This window comes from Aequorivita echinoideorum (assembly GCF_018476645.1).
GTDB lineage: Bacteria > Bacteroidota > Bacteroidia > Flavobacteriales > Flavobacteriaceae > Aequorivita > Aequorivita echinoideorum.
This window is the reverse complement of sequence record NZ_JAHCTB010000001.1, coordinates 357129-381948: the sequence shown is the minus strand read 5'-3', so window position 1 is coordinate 381948 and position 24820 is coordinate 357129. Positions and strand designations below refer to the sequence as shown.

Genomic DNA, 24820 nt, shown 5'->3' with positions numbered 1-24820 from the left:
ACTTCACTTTCAAAAAAATATAAATGCTGTCAAAAATTACGCTACTCGTTTTTGTAATGATAACCCTATCATGCAAGCCTTTGGAAAGAGTTCCCCAAGATGAAAGGGAGAATGAACGTGAAGTTATTGCCGAAAAAATTTCGGCTGAAAAGATGCTTGAGGATGGATACCTTCCGGGAAGGATAATTTTTTCGGATATTGAGGATGATTGCCGATATACTATTCAATTAAAAGACGATAAAACCGAATTTTACTACGTAGATCCCATCAATTTAAGTGATGAATTTCATCGAGATGGGCAAACGGTTTGGGTAAAATTCACAGGACTGCGCCGCGCCAACCGCTGTAGCAAAGCGAATCCCGTAGAACTGAATGCCATTGAGAATAGGGACGAATAATTATTTCAACCAATTTTTGAAGGAAATAGATTCCCTCATTTTTTCTGAAATTTCACTTATGGCAATTCGTTCCTGCTCCATACTATCGCGATGGCGAATGGTCACGGTATTATCCTCAATGGTTTGATGGTCCACGGTAATGCAGAAAGGCGTTCCCGCTGCATCTTGACGTCGGTAACGTCTTCCCACGGCATCTTTTTCATCATACGTTACATTATAGTCCCACTGCAAATCTTCAATGATTTTTTGTGCTATTTCTGGCAGGCCATCCCTTTTAATCAGCGGGAGAACGGCTGCTTTTACGGGAGCCAGAATAGCTGGGATTTTAAGCACGGTGCGGGTACTTCCATCCTCAAGGGTTTCATCCTGCAACGAATTGCTCAACACGGCAAGAAACATTCTATCGAGGCCTATTGAAGTTTCAACAACATAGGGTACATAACTTTCATTCATTTCTGGATCAAAAAATTGTAATTTCTTTCCTGAATGTTTCTCGTGAGCCTTTAAATCAAAATCGGTGCGGGAATGTATTCCTTCCAGTTCCTTGAAGCCAAAAGGGAAATTGAATTCAATATCTGCTGCGGCATTTGCGTAATGCGCCAATTTTTCGTGATCGTGAAAACGGTAATTTTCTTCTCCCATTCCCAATGAAAGATGCCATTTCAAGCGGGTTTCCTTCCAGTATTCATACCATTTCAATTCTTCACCGGGACGTACAAAAAATTGCATTTCCATTTGTTCAAATTCCCGCATACGGAATATAAACTGGCGAGCAACTATTTCATTTCTAAAGGCTTTTCCGGTTTGGGCAATTCCAAAAGGAATTTTCATGCGCCCACTTTTTTGGACATTCAGAAAATTCACAAATATTCCTTGGGCGGTTTCCGGCCGAAGATAAAGATCCATTGCATTTTCTGCGGAAGCGCCCAGTTTTGTTCCAAACATTAAATTGAATTGGCGAACTTCCGTCCAGTTTTTTGATCCAGTATCCGGATCTGCTATTTCCAATTCTTCAATAAGCGCTTTCACATCAGCCAAATCCTCATTTTCCAAGGATTTCGCCATTCTTGAAAGCATGTTTTTGTGATCTTCAAGATATTTGACGACTCGCGGATTGGTTGTTTTATATTGCTCTTCATCAAAACTTTCACCAAAACGGCCGCGAGCTTTTTCAATCTCCTTTTGTGCCTTTTGATAAATTTTTTCGGCGTGGTCCTCAATTAAAACATCGGCACGATATCTTTTTTTTGAATCTTTATTATCTATAAGCGGATCGTTAAAAGCATCAATGTGACCCGAGGCTTTCCAAGTGGTGGGGTGCATCAATATTGCAGAATCGATGCCCACAATATTTTGGTGCATGTAAACCATGCTTCGCCACCAGTACTCACGTATATTTTTCTTTAATTCTGCACCGTTTTGGGCATAATCATAAACGGCACTTAGGCCGTCGTAAATTTCACTTGAAGCAAAAATGTAACCGTATTCCTTTGCGTGTGAAATAACTTTTTTGAACTGATCTTCGCTGTTGTTTGCCATAGCGCAAAAATAAAAAAACCGCTGTGAACATCTCACAGCGGCTTCATTTATTTTGAATTATACTTTAAATTAATAGTATATGCCTTATTTTAATTGCATTGCAGTAGTAGCTACTAGATTTTCACCATCGTAAAGGTTTATGGTATATCTACCTTCAATTAAATCAGCTTCGGTTGCATTTACGAGAATACACACATCAAGTTCATCATTTTCGTAGAAAACATTGGAGCTCGCACTGTAATTAACCAGTTTGTTTTCAAATTGTTTTGAAGCATTGTCTCCCAAAGTTTTATTCCTAGGGTTAATTACCTGAACATAAAGCGTTCTATCTCCTTTTTGGGCAATGGCGTTCGGGGCCATGGTAAAGCACGCCCTGATTTTATCTGCACGGCTGGAACGTTTTGTGTCCACTACCTTTCCGCTATTTCTAACAATTACGGCTTCTCCCCGAAGATCGGTAGCCTTCACAATAGAACCCTTTCTAATTGTTTCATTCATCGCCATATTTTCCATATTTACGGAATCCACAACTTTTATAGTATTGGTAAGGGCCACATTTGTGCTATCACGCTCCATTGCCAACTGTTTGTTCGCAGCAATCAAACTATCTGCTCTTTTAAATAGCATGGCACGTTCCTGCTTCAATTTTCCTACTTCAATTTTATAGCGGTCTATCAAAGCTAAATTAGCTTTAGCACCTTTCACGGAATCCAATAAAACGGTAATTCTTTCTCGAGCTGCCAATAAATCTTTGTCCTTTAATTCGTTATCTTTGATAACCTCATCATAATTAGCGATGAGACCTTCAAGTTCTTGCTCGATGTCTGCTTTTTGCTGTTCTAGGTTTGAAACCGTGTTTTCGCGGTCGTTAAATAACGTAACAGTGTAAACTGCCAAGGCGATAAGCAAGACTGAAAGTACGCCAATCAGTATTTTGAATTTACCGCTATTATTTTCTGTACTCATAATCAGTAAGTTTTAGATAACGCGGTAAAATTAGGTAGGTATTTCTTTAACAAACGTTTATAAAATGGTAAAAATTCTTAAAAGATGTTAAATCTACTTTTTCCAAAAATTTGCGCTGGGTGTAAAGAACTGTTAATGAGTGATGAGGAAATTATTTGTGGCGAGTGCGTTCATAGACTTCCCTTGGCTCAATTCCATAAGTCCGGGGATGAGTTTATGAAAAATATGTTCTACGGAAGAGTACCCATTGCAAATGCCACCGCACTGCTCAAATTTCAAAAAAGGGGAATAACACAGGAAGTTCTCCATAATTTAAAATACCGAAAACAAGAAAAGATTAGCGGTTATTTCGGCAAATGGCTTGGCGCTGAACTTTCAGAAATTGAATCCTATAAAAATGTTGATATGGTAATTCCCGTGCCGCTTCACAAACAAAAACTGAAAAAACGCGGTTATAATCAAGTGGAAGGATTTGGGAAGGAAATTGCAAAAGCACTCACCATTCCTTATAAAGATGATGTTTTGCTAAAAGTCTCAAAATCTGGCTCGCAGGTTTTCAAGACCCGGATACTTCGTTTTGAGGCCGAAGAAGTTTTTGAAAGCAAAAATTTGGAATCCATAATCGGGAAGCACATCTTATTGGTGGATGATATTATTACCACAGGCGCCACCCTTGAAAAATGTGCGCTGCAATTGCAGAAAGCCCAGAATGTTACCATAAGTGTTGCCACCATAGCCATTGCCTAAAAGTTATTGTTTATTTTTGAAAAAATTTAATCAGACTTTCGCAGTGAAGCACCGCCTCCTTTTATTTTTCATTTCATTTCTATTTATGCTCTCGTTTATGGATTGCGCAAAAAAAGGAACGCCAGATGGAGGCGCACGGGATACCATTCCTCCAGTAATCGTGCGCAGTATTCCAGAAAATTACAGTACGAATTTCAGTGGTGATGAAATTGAAATTCGCTTTGATGAATACATAAAATTGAAAGATGTAAATAGGGAACTCATAATTTCCCCACCGTTAAAATATACTCCGGTAATCACGCCTTTAAACACGTCCCGAATCCTAAAAATTAAAATTCTAGATACGCTGAAACCGAATACCACGTATTCTTTCAACTTTGGAAATAGTATTGTAGACAACAATGAGGAAAATAAATTCGAATATTTTAAATACGTTTTTTCTACCGGAAGTTATATAGACAGTCTTAAACTTTCTGGCCGCGTGCGTGATGCAGAATTGGTTGCGCCAGAAATTCCCACAACTGTTTTGCTCTATGAAGCAAACGAAACATTTACGGACTCTTTGATTTATTCTGAAAAACCAACGTACATAACCGTTACCAAAGACAGCACGGGAACTTTTGAATTTTCCAATTTAAAAGAAGGTCAATATTTGCTTTTGGCCTTAAAGGAAAAAAATAGCGACTACATTTTTCAGCCACAAAATGATAAAATAGGTTTTGTTTCAGATTTTGTAACGCTACCAACGGATAGTACCTACACCGTTACGCTTTTTAAGGAATTACCGGAATATTCCCTCGCCAGGCCAAAACAGGAAGCAAAAAACCACATGACCTTTGGTTATTACGGACCAGAGGACAGTCTTGCTGTTGAGGTTCTTTCTACCGTGCCGCCGGATTTTGAAAGTCGCACATACAACGAACGCAACAAAGATACGCTCCACTATTGGTACAAACCGCCGATAGAGACCGATTCCATAACATTTAAGGTTACGAGTCGAAATCAGATTGATACTACCACAATTCGAATGCGGGAATTATATGCAGATTCCCTAAAATTTGGTTCGTTGGGTAGCGCAAGTATAAAATTGAATGACACCATCAAATTAAGCGCGAATACCCCACTTGTCTCCGTAAATGCCGAAAAAGTTGAGGTTATGGCAAAGGATTCCACATTTATTTCTGCCGAAATTAAAATCGATTCAAAATACAACACGGCAAATATTTTTTTTCCGAAGAGAGAAGATCAAAGCTATAGTGTACGCCTTTATCCGGGCGCAATTACAGATTTTTTTGGAAAAGAAAATGATACGCTAAAATATAGTCTGGCAACCAAATCGGCTTCAGATTATGGAACGATGGCGCTCACGCTCAACAACGTGAATCGATTTCCTATTATAGTACAGTTGACAAACAGTAAATATGAAGTGGTTGCCGAAAAATATTTAACCGAAAATCAAAATATTCTATTCGAAGCGCTCAATCCGGATAAATACTATCTTCGAATTATTTACGACGATAACGGGAATGGCCGATGGGATACGGGAAATTTTCTCAACAGGCTATCGCCAGAACGAATAATTTACTATCCGAAGCAGATTGAAGTGCGCGCCAATTGGAGTTTAAACGAAACTTTTACGTTAAAGTAAAAGAATCCCGGTCATTCAAAAATTGAAGGTGTTCCCGATTGCTTTTGATGTGCTCCTTTTCCAAAGTTACCGTTTGTGAAAATTCGCCAAAGGAAGAAGCTGAAATCTGCTGTCCAAGTACATCATAAACCGCAGAGTGGCCTACATATTCGTGGTCATTTCCATCAAAACCAACCCTATTTACACCCACGCAGTAGGCCATATTTTCAATGGCTCGTGCGCGAAGCAAGATATCCCAAGCCAAGGTTCTGGTTTTTGGCCAATTTGCAACGTAAATTAAAAAATCGTAATCTTCTGTATTTCTGGCCCAAACGGGAAATCGGAGATCGTAGCATATAAGCGGGCAGATTTTCCACCCCTTATAATCCAAAATCAATCGGTCGTTTCCTTCGGTATAAACATCGTTTTCCTTCGCTAAAGTAAAGGTGTGTTTCTTATCATATTTTTGAAAACTTCCATCTGGAAAAACGAAAAATAAGCGATTGTAAAAATGATTTTTATCAGAAATTATCACGCTTCCGGTGATCGCTGTGTTGTGCTTTTTTGCTTCGGAAATCATCCAATTCAACGTTTCGCCATTATTTTCTTCAGCAAGTTTTTTTGCATTCATTGAAAAACCTGTTGAAAACATTTCCGGCAATACGATTAAATCCGTTTCGCCTTCAATTTGCTGAATTTTTTGTGAAAACATAGATCGGTTGGCCGATGCGTTTTCCCAGTGCAATTCACTCTGAATAATTGTTATTTTGAGATTGTTTTTCATTGTATTTTCGTTCTTCTGAAAGACCTTCAAGGTTTTGAAAATCTTGCAGGAAAATTGTGAGTTCCCCCTTTGGAGATTAATGGGCTTCCAGCAATTCTACCATTTCCCTGATTCCCTGCATTTTTGCGTGATCTGTAGCCGTGTGCCCACGGTCATCCTTTAGATTTTTATCTGCACCGTTTGCTAAAAGCATTCTTGCAATTCCTTTTCTGCCAAAGGTGGCGGCAAAAATCAGCGCGGTGGCACCATTAAAATTTGTCACGTTCACATTGGCATTATGCTCCAACAGCAGCTTCGCAATATTGTCAAAACCTTTGAAGCAAACGCCCATCAACGCCGTATTACCAGAGGCGTCCTGCGCATCGATATTTTGTGGATATTTTAAAATCATTTCTGAAATATCGTAGAGACCGTAATAAGTGGCGAGCAATAGCGGGGTAGAGCCGCGGGCATCCTTTTCTGAAACCAATGCTGGATTTTCCTGTAATATTGTTGAAACTTCGCGAGTTTCTTCTTGCCGTATGGCATCAAATAATCTTTCTTTCATCCGTGTAAAATTTTTGATAAAATGGAAGATGGAATGCCCAAATTATTCATCTTCATATGAGGTGCAATTTTTTTTGAATTTCATAGTCTTATAAAAGTAAAAAAACAGAGCCACATAAGATGCAACTCTGTTTGGTTTTATGGATTATTTAAAATACTTATTTCAAATCAAACCTGTCAAGGTTCATCACTTTTGTCCAAGCTTTTGCAAAATCCTTTACAAATTTTTCTTTTGAATCTTCGCTGGCGTAAACCTCCGCGATGGCACGAAGTTCAGAATTCGAGCCAAAAATCAAATCGGAACGTGTACCCGTCCATTTAAACGAATCTGTTGCGCGGTTTCTTCCTTCAAAAACATTGTCGTTTTCATCCACTGCCTTCCAAGTGGTTGACATGTCTAAAAGATTCACGAAGAAATCATTGGTCAATGTTTCCTTTTTATCCGTAAACACTCCGTGGTCTGAACCGTTGTAATTTGCGCCCAAAACGCGTAGGCCGCCCAAAAGTACTGACATTTCAGGTGCAGTGAGGGTAAGAAGTTGTGCTCTGTCCACCAATAATTTTTCCTCACTAACGTCGTATTTATCCTTCAAATAATTTCTGAAACCATCTGCGTACGGCTCCAGAGCATCAAAAGCCTGCGCATCTGTCTGTTCTTCAGAAGCATCTGCACGACCGGGATTAAAAGTAACTGATATATTTTGGCCACCATTTTTCGCCGCTTTTTCTACAGCAGCAGAACCGCCCAAAACAATTAAATCTGCGATTGAAACTTTTTTATTTCCAGATTGTGAATCATTGAATTCTTTTTGAATTGAAGTCAATTTTTCCAAAACTTTTTGAAGTTGTGAAGGGTTATTCACTTTCCAATTTCTTTGGGGTGCAAAACGAATTCTAGCCCCGTTAGCGCCGCCTCGTTTATCAGAATCTCTGTAAGTAGAAGCCGAGGCCCAAGCGGTAGATACCAATTCCGATATTGACAAACCAGAATTCAGTATTTTTTCTTTTAAAGCAGAAATGTCCGAATCGTTAATCAACTCGTGCGTAACGGTTGGAATAGGGTCTTGCCAAATCAATTCTTCCTTTGGAACCTCTGGACCTAAGTATCTTTCCTTTGGTCCCATATCACGGTGCGTGAGTTTGTACCAAGCACGCGCATAGGCATCTGCAAATTCATCAGGATTTTCTAAGAAATGTCTAGAAATTTTTTCGTAGGCAGGATCCATTTTCAAAGAAAGGTCCGTTGTCAACATAAATGGCGCGTGCTTTTTATTTGGATCATGCGCATCTGGCACTGTTCCTGCACCTTCGTTGTTTTTTGGTTTCCATTGGTGCGCTCCTGCTGGACTTTTTGTGAGTTCCCAGTCGTATTTAAAAAGATTTGTAAAATAGGTGTGGCTCCATTTTGTGGGTGTATCGGTCCAAGCGCCTTCAATACCGCTGGTAATGGTATCTGCGCCCTTTCCAGTGCCAAATGTGTTTGCCCAGCCCATGCTTTGGGCTTCAATCCCAGCGGCTGCAGGCTCAGCGGCCACATATTCCTCTGGATTGGCTGCGCCGTGTGTTTTTCCAAACGTATGCCCACCAGCAATTAAGGCTACAGTTTCGTAATCGTTCATCGCCATACGCCCGAAAGTTTCCCGTATATAATGTGCAGATTCCACAGGATCTGGGTTGGCATTGTGGCCTTCAGGATTTACATAAATCAATCCCATGTGTGCGGCTCCCAACGTGCTTTCCAGTTTTCCTTCAGCATATCTGTCTTTATTATCAAGCCATTCCGTTTCTGAACCCCAATACACGTCTTCCTCGGGTTGCCATACATCGGCACGCCCTCCAGCAAATCCAAACATTTTTAGCCCCATAGATTCGTGGGCGCAATTTCCAGCCAACACTAATAAATCTGCCCAAGATAATTTCTTGCCATATTTTTGTTTAATTGGCCAAAGTAAAAGTCGAGCCTTGTCCAAATTGGCATTATCCGGCCAGCTATTTAATGGTGCAAAACGCTGTTGACCGGAGCCTGCCCCACCTCTTCCATCCGCAATTCGGTAAGTACCGGCACTGTGCCACGCCATACGTATAAAAAATGGGCCATAATGTCCATAATCTGCGGGCCACCAATCTTGGCTTTTCGTCATTAATTCATTAAGATCATCCTTAACGGCCTGCAAATCCAATTTTTTAAATTCTTCCGTGTAGTTGAAGCCTTCGTCCATAGGGTCTGAAAGCGAAGAATTTTGGCGAAGAATATTAAGATTCAGTTGGTTGGGCCACCAATCGCGGTTGGTAGTTCCGCCGCCGGCAACATGGTTCATTTTTCCACTTAAAAATGGGCAGCTGGCGCTTGATTCATTAACTTCCCAAGCTTCTCCGTGATTACTGTTGTGATTACTCATATTTTTATTTTTTAATTTTTCAATGTGTCTATAAAATTACCAAATTCGATGGATATGGACTTCAATTTTAATTATAAGTCCTAATCCACCAATTGATTTTGTCTATGGAAAAGATTTATTGAATAGAAATTTTAAATTGAATTCAGAATCTTGGCGGCATTAATCAACGTTTCATCAGTTTTTGCAAAACAAACACGAATTTGTTTAAAATCACTTTTTCCCTCATTAAAAACCGATGTAGGTATGGTAGCAATTTTCATTTCCTTCGTCAATCTTTCCGCAAAAGCTATATCGCTTTCTTTGGAAATTTCTGAAAAATCAAGCATTTGAAAATAAGTTCCTTTTGAAGGAATGATTTTAAAATTGCTCCTTCGCAACAAATGAAGAAAAAGATCCCGCTTTTGCTGATAAAAATCAGGAATTTTCAAATAATTTTTTTCATGTTTCAAATAGGTTGCCAATGCTTTTTGAATAGGATGATTTACGCAGAAAACCACAAATTGATGCACTTTTTGGAATTCTTTCATCAAGTTTTCTGGCGCGGCACAATAGCCCGTTTTCCAACCTGTATTGTGAAATGTTTTTCCGAAAGAGGCTGTTATAAAACTACGTTTCGCCAATGCTTCAAACTTTGAAGCGCTTTGGTGCACTTCTCCATCAAAAATAATATGTTCATAAACTTCATCACTTAAAACCAGAAGATTATTTTTTTCTGCCAAATCCTGTAACTGCAGCATATCTTCTTCTGAAAAAAGCATTCCGCTGGGGTTGTGTGGTGAATTGATGATTATCATTTTCGTTTTGGAAGAAATTTTATCTTCAACTTTCTGCCAATCCACATTATAAAAAGGAGGTTTTAATTGAATTGGAACAATATTTCCGCCAAAAAGTTCTACCGTGGGCGCGTAACAATCATAGGCTGGAGTGAAAATAATAACCTCGTCGCCTTTATTTATTGCTGCTGCAATTATGGTGAAAATAGCTTGTGTTGCGCCAGCAGTTATCGTGATTTCCGTTTCGGGATTGTAAAAATGGTTGTGCAGTTTTTCAATCTTTTTTGAAATTTCCATCCGCAACCCAAAATCGCCCGGCATCGGGGCGTATTGGTTGAAACCCTCGCGCATCGCTTCGTCCACCAAAGCATTTAGCGCAGGGTCGCTGGGAAAATTTGGAAATCCCTGCGAAAGATTCAATGCCTTCTGATCCGCCGCCATTTTGCTCATTTTTGCAAAAATGGAAGTTTCAATATTGGGTAATTTCGAGTTAATCATTCTGTCCTGTATTTATGAAAACCAAAACATCATTGATGCACTGGTCTAAATCATTCTTGATTTCGTTGGTCCAAAAGCGAAAAACGGTAAATCCCATTTCCTCGAGTTGACGATTCACTTCACGGTCGCGCTGCATATTGCGCTCAATTTTGGGAATCCAAAAACCACGGTTGCTTTTTAAAGTTTTCTTTCGGTCGGGCCAATTGTAACCGTGCCAAAATTCTCCGTCAATGAAAATGGCAAGTTTGTATTTTATAATGGAAACATCCGGTTTTCCGGGAAGTTTTTTATTGTCAACCCGATAACGGATTCCTTTTTTCCAAAGTGCTTTCCGGAAGAGCAATTCGGGTTTGGTATTCTTCCCACGGATTTTCCCCATCATTTTGGAACGCTTTTTCGTAGTGTAGAAGCCGGATGCTTCGTTGAATCTTGGGACTTTTATTTTTTCTTCGTCATAAATCATTCATTTAAAATAAACATATTCTACGTGCTTAAAAGTTAAATATTTTCCAACAAAAAACCCCCGCATTGCTGCAAGGGTTTTAATCTAGCTTCTAAAATCTAAAGTCTAATATCTATAATACTCCGGCTTAAATGGCCCTTCAACTTCCACACCGATATATTCCGCTTGGTCTGGGCGAAGCTCGGTCAATTCAACGCCAATTTTCTCAAGGTGCAATTTTGCAACCTTTTCATCCAAATGTTTCGGCAGCATATATACTTGGTTTTCATAGTTTTCGCCATTTTTCCAAAGCTCAATTTGCGCCAAAGTTTGGTTGGTAAAACTGTTGCTCATCACAAAACTTGGATGACCGGTGGCGCAACCAAGATTCACCAAACGGCCTTCGGCCAAAAGGATGATGTCTTTTCCATTGATGCTATATTTATCAACTTGTGGCTTGATTTCAACATGCGTGTTCCCGTGGTTTTTCTTCAACCAAGCAACGGCGATTTCATTATCAAAATGCCCAATATTACAAACAATGGTCTTATCCTTCATCGCTTCAAAATGCTCGCCACGAACGATGTCTTTATTCCCTGTAGTTGTGATTACGATATCGGCATTTTCGATAACCGTTTCCAGTTTCTTCACTTCAAAACCGTCCATAGCAGCTTGTAACGCACAAATTGGGTCAATTTCTGTAACGGTAACAATGCTTCCCGCACCTTTAAAGGAAGCTGCGGTACCTTTACCTACATCGCCATAACCGCAAACAACAACCCGTTTTCCGGCAAGCATCACATCAGTCGCCCGGCGGATAGCATCAACAGCACTTTCGCGGCAACCGTATTTGTTGTCAAATTTACTTTTTGTAACGCTATCGTTAATATTGATTGCCGGCATTGGCAACGTACCTTTTTTCATACGTTCATAAAGGCGGTGAACACCCGTTGTGGTTTCTTCAGAAATCCCTTTCACGCCAGCGGCAAGCTCAGGATATTTATCCAGAACCATATTGGTTAGATCGCCGCCATCGTCAAGAATCATATTCAACGGTTTGCGATCTTCGCCAAAGAAAAGCGTTTGCTCGATACACCAGTCAAATTCTTCTTCATTCATACCTTTCCAGGCATATACTGGAATTCCTGCATCGGCAATCGCAGCAGCGGCGTGATCTTGGGTGGAAAAAATATTACACGAACTCCACGTTACTTCAGCTCCAAGAGCTTTCAAAGTTTCAATAAGTACTGCGGTTTGGATAGTCATGTGGAGACATCCGGCAATACGCGCACCTTTCAATGGCTGCTCATTTCCATACTCTTCGCGAAGACTCATAAGCCCCGGCATTTCGGCCTCGGCAAGTTCAATTTCCTTTCTTCCCCAATCTGCAAGGGTAATATCTTTTACTTTGTAAGCCGTGTAAGGCACAGTTTTAGTTGACATATTTGTTATCTTTATACCGCAAATGCGGGTTTTTATTAAAAAATTTCTATTTAAAATCTAAAGTCCGCAAAACTACAAAATATCCCTTTAAATATATGCCGCTTTACAAAACTATAACAGTAAATCCAAACACTAAAGTCTTCATTTGGAAGATCGAAGAGCCGTTTGAGTCGTTATCGGAAGGAATGGATCTTACTTCAAATTGTGCCGCCCGGGTTTCAAATATGAAAAGCGACCTGCACCGTCGCGGTTTTATGAGCATCCGGCATTTATTGGATTTGGGGGGCTATACAGATCATGATTTATATTATGACGAAAACGGGAAACCACATTTAAAGGATCAAAAACACATTTCTATCACGCATTCCTTTAATTTTTCGGCAATTATTATTAGCGATGTTGAGGTGGGAATCGATATCGAAAAGCAGCGCAACAAAATCTTGAAGATTGCCCATAAATTCACTCCAATTGAAGAATACCGAACGATTGCAAATGAAGATGCCATGATACGAAAGCTCACGATTGTTTGGTGCGCAAAGGAATCGTTGTATAAAAGTTTTGCTGAAAAAGGCGTGAGTTTTTTGGAGAATATTTACGTTGAGGAATTTATGTTTGAAGACAAAAAAACCACAGCAACGGTTTCTTTTGAAGAAAAACAGGAAAAATACAATGTAGATTTTCTGGAGTTTGAAGGTTTTACGTGTGCCTACGCGCTCATCGCTGAAGAGTAATTGATGGAAGAAAATTTATATAATAATCTTCTAAAATCGATTTCGGAAAAAAGGAAACAACTCGCCATCCTCATTGACCCTGATAAATTCAAAATTTCTGAAACGAATTCATTTTTGAAGAAAATCCCGAAGGAAACCACCCATATTTTTGTGGGCGGAAGCACGGTCGCCAATGGTGAAACTGAAGCAACCGTGAAAGCGTTGAAAGCTGAAACAAAATTTCCCATTTTCTTGTTTCCCGGAGATTTTTCGCAAATTACGGATTCTGCGGATGCGCTTTTATTTTTGAGTCTGCTTTCCGGTCGAAATGCCGAATATTTAATCGGTCAGCAAATAAAATCCGTTTCAAAATTGAAAAATACTACTTTGGAAATTATTCCCACGGGCTATATTTTGATTGACGGCGGAAATTATTCGGCAGTTTCAAAAGTGACAAATACGGAACCACTTTCGCAGGAAAATGTAGAATTGATTGTGCACACAGCTTTGGCGGGACAATTTATGGGCTCAAAGCTTATATATTTGGAAGCGGGCAGCGGCGCGAAATTTCCAATAAAACCTGAAATTATTTCAATAGTAAAAAAGGAAATCAACATTCCTTTGATTGTTGGTGGCGGAATAAAAACCGAAATCCAAAAAGAAGAAGCGTACAATTCCGGAGCAGATATAGTTGTAATGGGAACAGCTTTTGAAAAAGCCCAATAAGCCCGAAGGGGGAATTCCTATGCCAAATTCCAAAAACTGAAAACTGCGATTGCGACTGAAAAATTTTTAAAATCGTAGTTTTGGAAAAAATTGGAAAATGAAAATCTCAGTTGAACTCACTCTTACACCTTTGCAGGACGATTACGAACCCGCCATCATCAATTTCATAAAAAGTTTGCGAAATTCAGGGCTTACCGTTTTGGAAAATCCGCTGAGCACGCAGATTTTCGGCGATTATGATGCAGTGATGAACCTACTTCAAAAGGAAATGAAAATTGCATTGGAAGCCGTGGAAAGAGGTTTGCTTTATATAAAAATCGTAAAATCCGATCGCAGCGACTATGAGCCCCATTTTTGATTGGTTTTTTCAGCAATATGAAAATGTTTCCTCGCACATTGTAATTCTTGAAATCATTGCGGTTTTATTAGCTTTGGCAAGCGCTTGGTTTTCAAAAATGGACAATATTTTAATCTATCCCACAGGCATTTTAAGCACGGCAATATTCGTTTACATTTTAGCATATTACGGGCTGTTGGGCGATTTGGTCATAAATGCGTATTATTTTTCAATGAGCATTTACGGTTGGTACGTTTGGACGCGAAGAGTTGACGCCAAACATTACACGCCAATCACAACCACCACCTCAAAAGAGAAGCAAATCTGCTTTTTTATTTTTGTGGGAACACTGATTTTCATTTACGCCGTCTATGAAATTTTTGACAGGTGGAATAGTTGGACGGCTTATGTTGACACGCTTACAACCGCTATATTTTTTGTGGCAATGTGGCTGTTGGCGCGGAAAAAGCTTGAAAATTGGACGTTTTTGCTCGTCGGAAATATCATTTCGCTACCCTTATATTTTTACAAAGGATTAATTTTTACATCCTTTCAATTCTTACTTTTTATCATCATTTCAATTTACGGATACCGTGCTTGGAAACAAAATGTAAATGTACCCGAAACCAGCCTTTTAAATTGATTAAAATAGTTTTATACGGTCCCGAATCAACAGGTAAAACCACGCTCGCAAAACAGTTGGCTGAACATTACAACACGCTTTGGGTGCCAGAATTTATGCGCGAATACCTTCAAAAAAAGTGGGATACTGAAAAGAAATTAGTCGAAAAAGAAGATTTAATTCCCATTGCCAAAGGGCAATTAAAACTGGAAAAGGAAGCTTCGCAAAAAGTTGAAAATCTGTTGATTTGTGATACCAATTTGCTCGAGTTGAAAGTATACTCCGAATATTATTACAACGGATTTTGTCCTTCGGAAATAAAAAAGGAAGCAACCAAAAATAAGTACGGCATCTATCTTTTAACGTATGTTGACACGCCTTGGGAAGCGGACGACCTTCGCGACCGGCCTGAAAATCGCGAGGAAATGTTTCGTATTTTCGAGGCCGAATTGAAAAAACAGAATTTTCCGTATAAAATTTTAAAGGGAAATAAAACAGAGCGTTTGAAAAGTGCGATTGAAATTATTGACGAATTGCTGAAGAAAAATTAAAATGTTGACTGAAAAAAATAAAGAACAAATAAAAAATCACGGGCTAACCGAGGAAAAGATACAGAGCCAGCTCAAAATTTTTAGGGATGGAATTCCTTTCGCAGATGTGGTTGAAGCCGCTTCCGCGGGAAATGGAATAGCCATTTTTTCTGAAAAGCAACAGCAAGAATTTGTAACGCTTTTTGAAAGTAAAAAGGACGAACTCGATCTGCTAAAATTTACGCCCGCATCCGGCGCGGCTACAAGAATGTTCCAGTTTTTGCATCGCTTTTTGGAACAGTTCAAATATAAGAAAGATAATATTGAAGAGTTTCTTCAAAAAGAAGAAAATGGTGATTTAAGAAAATTCTTTTCCGCTTTGGAAAAATTTCCATTTTCAGACTTGGTAATGGAAAATCTTCATAATAAATATCCCGATTTTCATCAATTCGAAAAAGGAAAACAATTTCATTTTTTTGTGAACGAAATGATTGGGGAATTTGGTTTAAATCTCAATAACACACCGAAGGGATTGGTGCCATTCCATAAATATGGCGAAAATTATGTTACCGCCTTTGGTGAGCAATTGCATGAAGCCGCTTTTTATGCCACGTCAAACGGAATTGCCAATCTGCATTTTACGGTTTCCGAGGAGCACGAGGAAAAATTTAGAAATCGATATGCGGAAATTCAGGAAACAGTTGAAAGGAAAACGGGAGTGAAGTTTAAAATTTCATATTCATTTCAGAAAAAAGAAACCGATACCATTGCAGCAACCCTTGATAATGAAGCATTTTTGGATGAAAACGACAATTTGGTATTCCGTCCATCCGGTCACGGGGCTTTGCTTGAAAATTTGAACGACGTAGATGCCGACATCATTTTCATAAAAAATATAGATAACGTAGTTTCGGAAAAGCATGTTGAAACGATCGCATTCCATAAAAAAGTGCTTGCTGGAAAATTACTTTCACTGCAGCAAAAAATCTTTGGCCTTGTAGAAAAACTTCATTCAGAGAAAGTTTCCGAAGAAATTATAAAAGAAGCAGAAACATTTATTTCAGAAAAGCTTTTCATAAAAAATACTCCTATATATAAGGAGGCGATTTTGAAGATTCTTGAACGCCCAATCCGCGTTTGCGGCGTGGTGGAAAATACGGGCGCTCCGGGCGGCGGACCATTTCTTATAAAAGATAAACAAGGAAATCTTTCCTATCAAATTGTGGAAATGAGCCAAATTGATACCAATGATCCGCAACAAAAGGCGCTAGCTGAAAAAGCGACACACTTCAATCCGGTTGATTTGGTTTGTGGCGTTCGTAATTATAAAGGCGAAAAATATGATCTCTTGCAATTTTCAGACCCTAGCGCAGGTTTTATTTCGAATAAGAGTTACAACGGAAAACCAATAAAAGCTTTGGAACTCCCTGGACTTTGGAATGGGGCGATGGCAAATTGGAACACTATTTTTGTTGAAGTGCCACTGATAACTTTCAATCCCGTAAAGACGGTAAACGATCTTTTGAACGAAGTACACCAAACGCAATGAACACCGAAATTTTACTTTCTGAATTATCATTCAAGGCCATTCGCAGCAGTGGGCCGGGCGGGCAGCACGTTAACAAAACGGCTTCAAAAGTTGAGGTTTCCTTTAATTTGGAAATTTCGGAAGCGTTGTCTGATGTTGAAAAGGAACGGCTTCGGAATAAAATTCCAACAAAAATTTCTTCCGAAGGAACAATTCTTCTGCAATGTGGGGAAACCCGAAGCCAGCACAAAAACAAAGCAATCGTTATTGAACGCTTAATTGAATTGCTTCAGCAAAACATAAAAGTTGCAAAACCACGGAAGAAAACAAAACCCTCAAAAAGTGCTATCGAGAAGCGTTTGAAATCAAAAAAGGAGAATGCGCTCAAAAAATCTTCACGTAAACCACCCAAAATTGAATAATTCTTACACAGAAAGTGTATAAAATTTACACGGAAATTCCAAGTTTATACATTTTTATATTATCTCGCTTAAATAATAACTAATTGATAGTCAGTATATTTTATCTGTAGGGTTGTGCAATGCTTCTTTGGCACTACTTTTTCAATAACAGAAGCAACAAACAAACTTAGAAACATATATAAATAGTTTAAACAAAAAAAATCTCATTATGAAAAAGTTAATTTTAAGTGCAGCGATTGTATTAGGAGGTTTAACCGCAGCAACCGCGCAAACTGAGAAAGAGCCAACGGCTATGAATGCGCAAAAACAATCTGCAACACAAGCGCAGATGGAAAACAGACTTGATGCAGCACAGGATGCGGCAATTCCTTCCAAACCAGTACAGGATTATAAAGAAGTAAAGGTGACTGATGTTCCTGTGCCAGTAAGAGAGGCCGTAAAAAAGGATTTTAGTGGCGCAACAATATCCAAAGCATATGTAAATGCAAATGGAGAATATAAAATTGATCTTGCCACCGCAGACAAAAAAGCATCAACTGTGTATGCAACTGCACAAGGTGAATGGATTAAAAGCGATAAAAAAGCTGTAAAAGCAATGAAGAAGCAGTAAACTGCAGGTATTTTTAGATTCAATACTTCTGAAAAGGCGTTCAATTTTGAACGCCTTTTCTGTGTTTTTAAGAAAATTTTAAAGATTGCGCACTGCATACTCACTACTTTTGCCGTTACGAAAACTCATGGTTAAAAATATCCATATTGTAGAAGATGATGTAGCATTTGGAAAAATGCTCATAACTTTTTTGGAAAGAAAAGGATTTACTGTGGGCACTTCTATTACGGGTACGGATGCGCGCTTGGTTCTTCAGAATAAAAAAATTGATCTCTTAATTACAGATTTGAAGCTCCCGGATGATACAGGTCTTGATATTCTCGAGTTTGCGAAAAATAATTCGCCAGACACAAAGGTGATTTTAATGACGGCCTATTCTGAAGTTGATACAGCCGTAAAAGCTATAAAAAAAGGTGCGCTCGATTATATTTCCAAACCTTTTCGGCCTGAGGAACTTTTGATGGTTATTGAGCAGGATTTTGAAAATGATGTAATTCCGGCTTCTGAAATTGCTCCAAAAAAGGAATCAATTGCAAAAAAAACGCAACCGAAAGACTCAAAAATTCCTTCAGAAAAACAAAATTTTGTTACAGGTATCAGTGAAAATTCCAAAAAATTCAATGAATACTTAAAACTTGTTGGACCAACTGATATGTGTGTTCTTATTCAAGGTGAAAGCGGGACAGGCAAGGAAGTAGCGGCAAAGGCAATCCATAAGTACAGCATGCGGAAATCCAACAATTTCGTGGCCGTGGATTGTGGCGCTATCCCAAAGGAAATCGCGGCGAGTGAGTTTTTTGGCCACGTAAAAGGAAGTTTTACGGGTGCCGTAAATGATAAAAAAGGCCATTTTGAAGCAGCGCACGGGGGTACATTATTTTTGGATGAAGTAGGCAACTTGAGTTATGAAAATCAAGTACAACTGTTGCGCGCCTTGCAGGAACGGAAAATCAAACCTGTTGGCAGCAATAAGGAAATTGATGTGGATGTGCGTATACTTTCGGCAACTAACGAAGATTTGCTGAAAGCCGTTTCGGAAGGGAAATTTCGGGAAGATTTGTACCACCGCTTGAATGAATTTTCTATCCACATTCCTTCACTTCGAGAGCGAAAGGATGATTTATTTTTATTCACTGAATATTTTTTAGCTGAAGCAAACAAATCATTGGGAAAGGAGGTTTTGGGGTTTTCAAAAGAAGTGGAGGAAACTTTTAAAAATTATGCCTGGCCCGGCAATTTACGGGAGTTGAAAAATGTAATAAAACGATCGGTTTTATTGACTCCGGGAACGTTGGTTCCTTTGGATGTGATTCCGCGAGAAGTTATTTTTTCTGAAAAAAAGGATGCAGAAAAAAAAGATTTTTCAAAGGAAAGTAATGAAAAGCAATTGATTTTAAATGCTTTAAAAGAAGCAGATTACAATAAAAGTAAGGCCGCAAAACTTCTGAATATCACCCGAAAAACGCTTTACAACAAATTGGAACTTTACAATATTGAGCTTTAAAAGTTACCGATTTTTCAAAGAATTTTCCAGCACTGTAATCTCTGTAGTAAGTTTTTTGTAATCTTTAAGGAGTTGTGCCTCTGTTTCATTATGCGAATAATTTTCCATTTTTTCGAGAATTGGTACTACAAAATGGGCTTTTATCTGGCGAAACATCGTTAGCATTCTGTGTGAAATTTCTTCGATTTTCGAAAAATGTTTATCTGAAATTGCTTCATGCAATTGGTGCAAATCCTTTTCCGTTTGTTGGTAAAAAACTTCGAGGATTTCATTGAGTGCCTTATCTGAATCCAAGAAAGATTTCAAAAGTGATAAATCATATTTTTCTGAAACTTCCGAATTTATTTCTTCATCTTCTGCATTAACAGTAAGCGAACTTTCAATATTTAAAACTTCAGTCAATACGCTTAAAAGCTCGTTTTTCGAAAATGGTTTGGGCAACATTTCAGCAAATCCTTTATCCAAATAATAGTTTCGGTTGTGCTCCCTACTCCCTGTCATTGCTATGATGGGCTGATTATTATAATTTTTTGCTTCGCCATTTTTCAATTTTTGCAGCACGGCAAATCCATCCGTTCCTGGCATTTGTATATCGGTGAGCAAAAAATTGAATTCCCCACCTGAAAATTGAAATTTTTCAAATGTGCTAAAAGCTTGGGAAGTAATTTTAAATTGTTCAAAAATTTCCTGTAAAAGCGCACGCATGGCGTCGTCGTCATCAATAATTACGGCTTTTAATCCTTCAAACACGTGCGAATCCTCTTGTTTTTCCGGCTGTCTCGAATGCTGGATTCTTTGGGAAACTTTCAATGGAAGTATCAATGTGAAGGTGCTTCCTTCGCCTAAAACACTGGTAACTTCCAGACTTCCGCCCAGCAATTCGGTAAGTTTTTTTGAAATGGCCAGCCCAAGTCCGCTGCCACCAAATTTATGGGCGGTATCCACCTCCGCCTGCGTAAATTCTTGAAAAATAAGTTCCTGTTTTTCTTTTGAAATACCTATCCCCGTATCAATTACCTCAATTTTGATGTTCGTTTTATTATTTATTTCAGAGAATTGGGTCACTCTTATTTCAACAGTTCCTTCTTCGGTAAACTTAAATGCATTGCCCACCAGATTATTGATTATCTGCCGAATGCGAAGCGGATCACTTTCAAAAATCTGGGATTTTATCTTTTCGGCAATCGAAATTTTGAGGTCTACATTTTTCTGAAGATAAATCTGTTTTGAAGCATTTCCGGCCTGTACTATTATGTTTTCCAAAGAAAATGGTACCGTTTCCAAAGGCAATTTTCCGGCCTCCAATTTTGAAAAATCCAAAAGATCATCCACCAAATGTGAAATAAAATGGGAGCTGGAAGTTATTTGTTGCAAATAATATTTCTGTTTTTCCGTAAGGCTTGAATTTTCAAACAATTCAGAATATCCGGTAATCGTGTTCAAAGGCGTTTTTAGATCGTGACTTACTGTTGAAATTAACATTTCGCGACTCTTCAAAAGTGATTCCGCATAATTTTTTGATTCTTCAAGATTATTTTTGAATTTTTCTGCCTTGAAAAAATCGGATAGAATAAAGTAGGAAAAAAGCAGCACGGCGATGGCGCCAATGATTGCCGCGAAGCGCAAAATTGTTGTCGTGCGTTCAATGGAGAGGTCGCGTTGTGTTTTTTCAATTGTATTATTACGGGCTATCTCACGGTCAAAACTGGCAATAATTTCGCGCAGACGGGCAGAAATATTGAGGTCGTTACGAATCAATTCATTTTCTTTTTGAATCAATGATTCACGAATTCTGGAATTTTCCTTTTTTGCTTCCGCCACAATATAGCGGGAGGCCGTAAGCATGGAATCCACGGTTTTTGACTTGATGCGGGAAGTATCGCGAATGGAATTGTTGAGGTATTCGGCATAATTTTGCCAAATTCTGCGATCTCTTTTGGATAATTGATTTGGATTTTTTACCAAGGTTTCTACCGAATTCAAGCCTATAGAAGCTTCCAGTTTTTTCACTTCTTTAAGAATGTCGTCCAGCGAAGTATCCTTTTTATTGGTAAGCCGAAGAATACGCAACTGCTCAATATTCCGAGTTTTTTCTTCCAAAAGTGCTTTCACGCTATCCAATTGCTTCAGTTGGAAATTATTGGTAGAAAGCAATTTAATTTCCTCAATTTTTTTAAAAAGCGAATCGGTATTGGCTATAAATTGTTCGTATTCAGCATCATTTTCGGTAAGCAATGCCAAGCGCGAAAAACCGTCCGTTTCGTAAACCAGATTGATAAGCGTTCCGGTTTCAATAAATTTTTTTTCGCCGGTTTTTTCAGAAATACCCTCAGTATAATTTTTGAATTCAGAATAGACAAATACCGCAACCAGCACAGAAAGCGCCCCGAGCACCAGATAGCTCAGGATAATTTTAAAGGTAAATTTGTTCTTAGAATTACGCATAAAAACCCAAATGTAAAAAGTATCATAAAAGTGAAGTATTAATTATATGGTAAAAAACTGCAACCTAAATCCAACTTCACTTTGAAATTTAAAAAAGAAATGTACTTTTGCCGCACATCTCAAAGGGGTGCTTTTTCAGTTAACAGTTTTCAGTTAACAGTTATCAGAATAAAAATCTGTAAACTTTTAGCTTTTATCTTTTAACTTTTAGGGCTGAGATTATACCCGAAGAACCTGGGCAGGTAATGCTGCCAAGGGATTTTAAGGATACCGTGTGTATCCCAAAAAAGGAAACCCCCTGCAAATTCACGAATTGTGAATTTTTCAGGGATTTTTTATTTTATCATTTTAACTAACAAAGAATAACGCCCCTTTTATTCGTACAAAAATTTTTTATACGAATGAAAAAGTTATTGATTACCACACTTTTAAGTGCCTTCGCATTTTCCCTCTCTGCACAGGACACATTGCCACGGCCACAAGATTCCACGAAGGTTGAAGCATTGGAAGAGGTTTTAGTGCGTTCCGTTCGCGTTGAGGCAGATTCACCCATTACGCATTCAAATCTGAATAAGAAGGATTTGGAAAAACGAAATTTGGGACAGGATGTTCCGTATATGCTTAATCATTTGCCATCCGTAGTTACCACAAGCGACGCAGGGGCAGGCGTGGGTTATACTTATATTAGGGTTCGTGGGAGTGACGCCTCCCGCGTAAACGTTACGCTGAATGGAATTCCATTCAACGATTCGGAAAGCCAGGGAAGTTTTTGGGTAAATCTGCCAGATTTTACATCTTCTGTTCAAAGTCTTCAATTGCAGCGCGGTGTAGGCACTTCCACGAACGGTTCGGGCGCGTTTGGAGCGAGCTTAAATTTATTGAGCGATGCAGTTTCAAATGAAGCATACGGCGAAATTGCCAATTCCTTCGGAAGTTTCAATACGCACAAGCACAATTTAAAATTCAGTACAGGTTTGCTTTCAGACCATTTTGAAATTGCTGGAAGACTTTCAACCATTCAAAGTGATGGGTATATTGACAGGGCAACTTCAGATTTAAAATCTTATTTTCTTCAAGGCGCCTATGTAGATGAAAACACCTTGATAAAAACCCTGATTTTCGGCGGTCGTGAAGAAACATACCAATCTTGGAACGGGTTGGAAGACCCGGAGAAACTGGAAAATGACCGAACCTATAATTCCGTGGGGATGTATACGGATGAAGACGGGAATATTAAATTTTATGACAACGAAGTGGATAATTATGCGCAGGATCACTATCAGTTTCTGTGGAACCAGCGGTTCAATAATAATTGGAGCAGCAATGTTTCGTTGAATTACACGTACGGGCGCGGTTATTTTGAGCAATACCGTGAAGATGAGGATTTTGAAACTTATGGTTTTGAGCCCATCACCATTGGCGAAGAAACGATAAATACAACAGATTTAATCCGCAGAAGATGGCTGGATAATGATTTTTACGCAGCAAATGCAAATGTGAATTACAAGGATGATGAACTGGACATAAATACCGGTGCGTTTTTCAGTTATTATACCGGCGATCATTATGGCGAAGTAATCTGGGCGCGGTTTGCCAGCAATTCTGAAATTAGGGATAGATATTATGACGGTAATGGCGAGAAGACTGAATTCACCGTTTTTTCAAAAGCCACATATAAAATTGACGAAAAATGGAGCGTTTTTGGGGATTTGCAAGGGAGGTTTGTCAATTATAATATTTCAGGGATAACTTCAGATTTAATTGATTTAACCATTGATGAGGATTATTCGTTTTTTAATCCAAAAGCGGGGGCTTCTTTCAAGCTCAATCCAAAAAACCAATTCTATTTTTCATACGGAAAGGCGCACCGCGAGCCATCCCGAAACGATTACGAACAGAATATTACAACTGCCGAAAAACTGGACGATTATGAAATGGGATGGCGTTTCGCCTCAGATAACGTGAAGGTGAATTCCAACATTTATTATATGGATTACAAAGATCAATTGGTGCTTTCCGGCGAATTGAACGATGTGGGCGCAGCTTTGCGCACGAGCAGTGGAAAAAGCTACAGGCTTGGTCTCGAAATTGACGGCGAAGTGCAGCTTTTAACCAAATTGAGAACGATGCCAAATATTGCATTGAGCACCAACAAAAATGTTGATTTCATTGCATCAATAGACGGTGCGCTTGTAAATTTGGGGAACACCAACATTTCCTTTTCACCATCTGTAGTTGCCGGCAATATGCTTGAATATTCCTTTACTCCCAATTTCCAGGTAGGGTTGCTTTCAAAATATGTGGGCGAGCAATTTATGGGGAATATTGATAGCGAAGTTTCAAAACTTGACAGTTTTTTCATCAACGATTTGAATATTGTTTACAGGGTGAACACGCTTCCTTGGGTAAAAGAAGTTTTGTTTTCAACATTGGTGAACAATATTTTTAATGTGGAATATGAATCCAATGGATATTTCTACACTTTTGATGATGATTTCAGCAATCCGGGAACCGTAACAACTATAGAAGGTGCAGGCTTTTATCCGCAAGCAACCATTAACTTTTTAGTAGGCGCAACGGTGAAGTTTTAGAAACGAATTTCGGCTTTGTGAAATGCAGAAGCAGCATTTGCAAAGCCGAAATTTTCCAATACAATGAATTAATTAGAAACTGTAATTACATTTCCATTTCTTTCAACGCGATATGGCTGCATTGGGTATTTTACGTCCGGCTCTGTAGTATGCTGACCAGAAGTAATGAAATATTCATTGTCGTCATCGCTACAAGGGCAGCTTGCGATCACGCCGTCAACCGTCATTCTGGAACAGTTACGCAATTCGTGGTTTGGGTCACTAAGTTCAAAGGCCGTGTACAATGTTTCATTAACACAGTACACCACAATGCCATTGATTCCATTATCTATCACCACTGAATTGCCTGCAAAACGAAGGGGATTGTATTCCGGCAGGCTCAAATTCAAAACGGCATTTACGGGAGGGTCTATCAAAAAAGGATTATTGTTAGGCCTATCATCATTGTTGGAACAGGAAATCCCTATGAAAATAACCAGAATTGCAAACACAACTTTTTTCATAATAAAATTGAAATATTTGTTGCCGAAATTACGATAAAATACGCAACAAGTAAATTTTTAGTATATTTGGTAAACGAAAATCCCGTCAACGTATGGGATTTTTCTATTCCCGCCCGTTCGGCTATCACAC

23 protein-coding genes are annotated in these 24820 nt (G+C 38.8%); 13 read left to right on the top strand and 10 right to left on the bottom strand.

What is annotated here, in order from left to right:
• The first annotated feature begins 23 nt into the window (after positions 1-23).
• Positions 24-398 (top strand): hypothetical protein, encoded by a 375-nt coding sequence (locus tag KIV10_RS01830; protein ID WP_214111779.1) that lies wholly within the window; start codon positions 24-26, stop codon positions 396-398.
• Here KIV10_RS01830 and KIV10_RS01825 read toward each other — a convergent pair whose 3' ends face one another.
• Complete coding sequence (locus KIV10_RS01825; RefSeq protein ID WP_214111778.1) at positions 399-1937, bottom strand: glycine--tRNA ligase; 1539 nt, start codon at positions 1935-1937, stop codon at positions 399-401.
• 84 nt (positions 1938-2021) lie between these two features.
• Positions 2022-2903, bottom strand: coding sequence for a hypothetical protein (locus tag KIV10_RS01820; RefSeq protein ID WP_214111777.1), 882 nt, complete (start codon positions 2901-2903; stop codon positions 2022-2024).
• Positions 2904-2987: 84 nt separating this feature from the next.
• Here KIV10_RS01820 and KIV10_RS01815 point away from each other — a divergent pair, with 84 nt between their 5' ends.
• Together KIV10_RS01815 and KIV10_RS01810 are read left to right on the top strand one after the other, a co-directional pair.
• The gene (locus tag KIV10_RS01815; protein WP_214111776.1) at positions 2988-3650 is read left to right on the top strand and encodes a ComF family protein; all 663 of its coding nucleotides are present in this window, start codon (positions 2988-2990) and stop codon (positions 3648-3650) included.
• 43 nt (positions 3651-3693) lie between these two features.
• Positions 3694-5298, top strand: coding sequence for an Ig-like domain-containing protein (locus tag KIV10_RS01810; protein ID WP_214111775.1), 1605 nt, complete (start codon positions 3694-3696; stop codon positions 5296-5298).
• On the opposite strand, the gene KIV10_RS01805 is transcribed toward KIV10_RS01810, so the two are convergent.
• The 6 genes from KIV10_RS01805 to ahcY form a co-directional block, all read right to left on the bottom strand.
• Positions 5285-6061 (bottom strand): amidohydrolase, encoded by a 777-nt coding sequence (locus tag KIV10_RS01805; protein ID WP_214111774.1) that lies wholly within the window; start codon positions 6059-6061, stop codon positions 5285-5287. The genes KIV10_RS01810 and KIV10_RS01805 overlap by 14 nt on opposite strands.
• Positions 6062-6137: 76 nt before the next feature.
• Positions 6138-6608, bottom strand: coding sequence for an ankyrin repeat domain-containing protein (locus KIV10_RS01800; RefSeq protein WP_214111773.1), 471 nt, complete (start codon positions 6606-6608; stop codon positions 6138-6140).
• Positions 6609-6765: 157 nt separating this feature from the next.
• Positions 6766-9006, bottom strand: a complete 2241-nt coding sequence (katG, locus tag KIV10_RS01795) for a catalase/peroxidase HPI (protein ID WP_214111772.1) — start codon at positions 9004-9006, stop codon at positions 6766-6768.
• A gap of 131 nt (positions 9007-9137) precedes the next feature.
• Positions 9138-10277 (bottom strand): methionine aminotransferase, encoded by a 1140-nt coding sequence (locus tag KIV10_RS01790; protein ID WP_214111771.1) that lies wholly within the window; start codon positions 10275-10277, stop codon positions 9138-9140.
• Positions 10270-10740 carry a very short patch repair endonuclease gene (locus KIV10_RS01785; protein WP_214111770.1) on the bottom strand — a complete coding sequence of 157 codons (471 nt, stop codon included), beginning with the start codon at positions 10738-10740 and terminating at the stop codon, positions 10270-10272. Before KIV10_RS01785 ends, KIV10_RS01790 begins: the two co-directional genes overlap by 8 nt.
• Before the next feature lie 105 nt (positions 10741-10845).
• Positions 10846-12162 carry an adenosylhomocysteinase gene (gene ahcY / locus KIV10_RS01780; protein WP_214111769.1) on the bottom strand — a complete coding sequence of 439 codons (1317 nt, stop codon included), beginning with the start codon at positions 12160-12162 and terminating at the stop codon, positions 10846-10848.
• A 95-nt stretch (positions 12163-12257) separates the two neighbouring features.
• On the opposite strand from ahcY, the gene KIV10_RS01775 reads away from it, so the two are divergent.
• From KIV10_RS01775 to KIV10_RS01735, 9 genes are all read left to right on the top strand, one after another.
• Positions 12258-12893 (top strand): 4'-phosphopantetheinyl transferase family protein, encoded by a 636-nt coding sequence (locus KIV10_RS01775; protein ID WP_214111768.1) that lies wholly within the window; start codon positions 12258-12260, stop codon positions 12891-12893.
• Positions 12894-12896: 3 nt separating this feature from the next.
• On the top strand, positions 12897-13598 hold the full coding sequence (locus tag KIV10_RS01770) for a phosphoglycerol geranylgeranyltransferase (RefSeq protein ID WP_214111767.1): 702 nt from the start codon (positions 12897-12899) through the stop codon (positions 13596-13598).
• 97 nt (positions 13599-13695) lie between these two features.
• A complete protein-coding gene (locus KIV10_RS01765; RefSeq protein ID WP_214111766.1) occupies positions 13696-13956 on the top strand; it encodes a thiamine-binding protein in 261 nt (86 codons plus the stop codon).
• Positions 13940-14578 carry a nicotinamide riboside transporter PnuC gene (gene pnuC, locus KIV10_RS01760; RefSeq protein ID WP_214111765.1) on the top strand — a complete coding sequence of 213 codons (639 nt, stop codon included), beginning with the start codon at positions 13940-13942 and terminating at the stop codon, positions 14576-14578. Before KIV10_RS01765 ends, pnuC begins: the two co-directional genes overlap by 17 nt.
• Positions 14575-15108, top strand: a complete 534-nt coding sequence (locus KIV10_RS01755) for an AAA family ATPase (RefSeq protein WP_214111764.1) — start codon at positions 14575-14577, stop codon at positions 15106-15108. Before pnuC ends, KIV10_RS01755 begins: the two co-directional genes overlap by 4 nt.
• Position 15109: 1 nt before the next feature.
• Positions 15110-16636, top strand: coding sequence for a DUF4301 family protein (locus KIV10_RS01750; RefSeq protein WP_214111763.1), 1527 nt, complete (start codon positions 15110-15112; stop codon positions 16634-16636).
• Positions 16633-17037: an alternative ribosome rescue aminoacyl-tRNA hydrolase ArfB gene (arfB, locus tag KIV10_RS01745; RefSeq protein WP_214111762.1), complete on the top strand. Its 405-nt coding sequence runs from the start codon at positions 16633-16635 to the stop codon at positions 17035-17037. The genes KIV10_RS01750 and arfB overlap by 4 nt, the downstream gene beginning before the upstream one ends.
• Positions 17038-17245: 208 nt before the next feature.
• A complete protein-coding gene (locus KIV10_RS01740) occupies positions 17246-17647 on the top strand; it encodes a hypothetical protein (protein ID WP_214111761.1) in 402 nt (133 codons plus the stop codon).
• Between the two features lie 127 nt (positions 17648-17774).
• Positions 17775-19151: a sigma-54-dependent transcriptional regulator gene (locus KIV10_RS01735; protein ID WP_214111760.1), complete on the top strand. Its 1377-nt coding sequence runs from the start codon at positions 17775-17777 to the stop codon at positions 19149-19151.
• 3 nt (positions 19152-19154) lie between these two features.
• Here the strand turns inward: KIV10_RS01735 and KIV10_RS01730 are convergent, their stop codons facing one another.
• The gene (locus KIV10_RS01730; RefSeq protein ID WP_214111759.1) at positions 19155-21596 is read right to left on the bottom strand and encodes a hybrid sensor histidine kinase/response regulator; all 2442 of its coding nucleotides are present in this window, start codon (positions 21594-21596) and stop codon (positions 19155-19157) included.
• Between the two features lie 401 nt (positions 21597-21997).
• Between KIV10_RS01730 and KIV10_RS01725 the strand changes: the two genes are divergently transcribed.
• A complete protein-coding gene (locus KIV10_RS01725) occupies positions 21998-24187 on the top strand; it encodes a TonB-dependent receptor (RefSeq protein ID WP_214111758.1) in 2190 nt (729 codons plus the stop codon).
• A gap of 68 nt (positions 24188-24255) precedes the next feature.
• Here the strand turns inward: KIV10_RS01725 and KIV10_RS01720 are convergent, their stop codons facing one another.
• Entirely contained in the window at positions 24256-24690 is a 435-nt protein-coding gene (locus KIV10_RS01720; RefSeq protein ID WP_214111757.1) for a hypothetical protein, read from the bottom strand.
• Positions 24691-24820 lie beyond the last annotated feature (130 nt).

What these genes read in the sequence shown, in the direction of transcription:
- KIV10_RS01830 (WP_214111779.1), top strand. Translation starts at nt 24, where the DNA reads ATGCTGTCAAAAATTACGCTACTCGTTTTTGTAATGATAACCCTATCA.
- KIV10_RS01825 (WP_214111778.1), bottom strand. Translation starts at nt 1,937, where the DNA reads ATGGCAAACAACAGCGAAGATCAGTTCAAAAAAGTTATTTCACACGCA.
- KIV10_RS01820 (WP_214111777.1), bottom strand. Translation starts at nt 2,903, where the DNA reads ATGAGTACAGAAAATAATAGCGGTAAATTCAAAATACTGATTGGCGTA.
- KIV10_RS01815 (WP_214111776.1), top strand. Translation starts at nt 2,988, where the DNA reads ATGTTAAATCTACTTTTTCCAAAAATTTGCGCTGGGTGTAAAGAACTG.
- KIV10_RS01805 (WP_214111774.1), bottom strand. Translation starts at nt 6,061, where the DNA reads ATGAAAAACAATCTCAAAATAACAATTATTCAGAGTGAATTGCACTGG.
- KIV10_RS01800 (WP_214111773.1), bottom strand. Translation starts at nt 6,608, where the DNA reads ATGAAAGAAAGATTATTTGATGCCATACGGCAAGAAGAAACTCGCGAA.
- katG (WP_214111772.1), bottom strand. Translation starts at nt 9,006, where the DNA reads ATGAGTAATCACAACAGTAATCACGGAGAAGCTTGGGAAGTTAATGAA.
- KIV10_RS01790 (WP_214111771.1), bottom strand. Translation starts at nt 10,277, where the DNA reads ATGATTAACTCGAAATTACCCAATATTGAAACTTCCATTTTTGCAAAA.
- KIV10_RS01785 (WP_214111770.1), bottom strand. Translation starts at nt 10,740, where the DNA reads ATGATTTATGACGAAGAAAAAATAAAAGTCCCAAGATTCAACGAAGCA.
- ahcY (WP_214111769.1), bottom strand. Translation starts at nt 12,162, where the DNA reads ATGTCAACTAAAACTGTGCCTTACACGGCTTACAAAGTAAAAGATATT.
- KIV10_RS01775 (WP_214111768.1), top strand. Translation starts at nt 12,258, where the DNA reads ATGCCGCTTTACAAAACTATAACAGTAAATCCAAACACTAAAGTCTTC.
- KIV10_RS01770 (WP_214111767.1), top strand. Translation starts at nt 12,897, where the DNA reads ATGGAAGAAAATTTATATAATAATCTTCTAAAATCGATTTCGGAAAAA.
- KIV10_RS01765 (WP_214111766.1), top strand. Translation starts at nt 13,696, where the DNA reads ATGAAAATCTCAGTTGAACTCACTCTTACACCTTTGCAGGACGATTAC.
- pnuC (WP_214111765.1), top strand. Translation starts at nt 13,940, where the DNA reads ATGAGCCCCATTTTTGATTGGTTTTTTCAGCAATATGAAAATGTTTCC.
- KIV10_RS01750 (WP_214111763.1), top strand. Translation starts at nt 15,110, where the DNA reads ATGTTGACTGAAAAAAATAAAGAACAAATAAAAAATCACGGGCTAACC.
- arfB (WP_214111762.1), top strand. Translation starts at nt 16,633, where the DNA reads ATGAACACCGAAATTTTACTTTCTGAATTATCATTCAAGGCCATTCGC.
- KIV10_RS01740 (WP_214111761.1), top strand. Translation starts at nt 17,246, where the DNA reads ATGAAAAAGTTAATTTTAAGTGCAGCGATTGTATTAGGAGGTTTAACC.
- KIV10_RS01735 (WP_214111760.1), top strand. Translation starts at nt 17,775, where the DNA reads ATGGTTAAAAATATCCATATTGTAGAAGATGATGTAGCATTTGGAAAA.
- KIV10_RS01730 (WP_214111759.1), bottom strand. Translation starts at nt 21,596, where the DNA reads ATGCGTAATTCTAAGAACAAATTTACCTTTAAAATTATCCTGAGCTAT.
- KIV10_RS01725 (WP_214111758.1), top strand. Translation starts at nt 21,998, where the DNA reads ATGAAAAAGTTATTGATTACCACACTTTTAAGTGCCTTCGCATTTTCC.
- KIV10_RS01720 (WP_214111757.1), bottom strand. Translation starts at nt 24,690, where the DNA reads ATGAAAAAAGTTGTGTTTGCAATTCTGGTTATTTTCATAGGGATTTCC.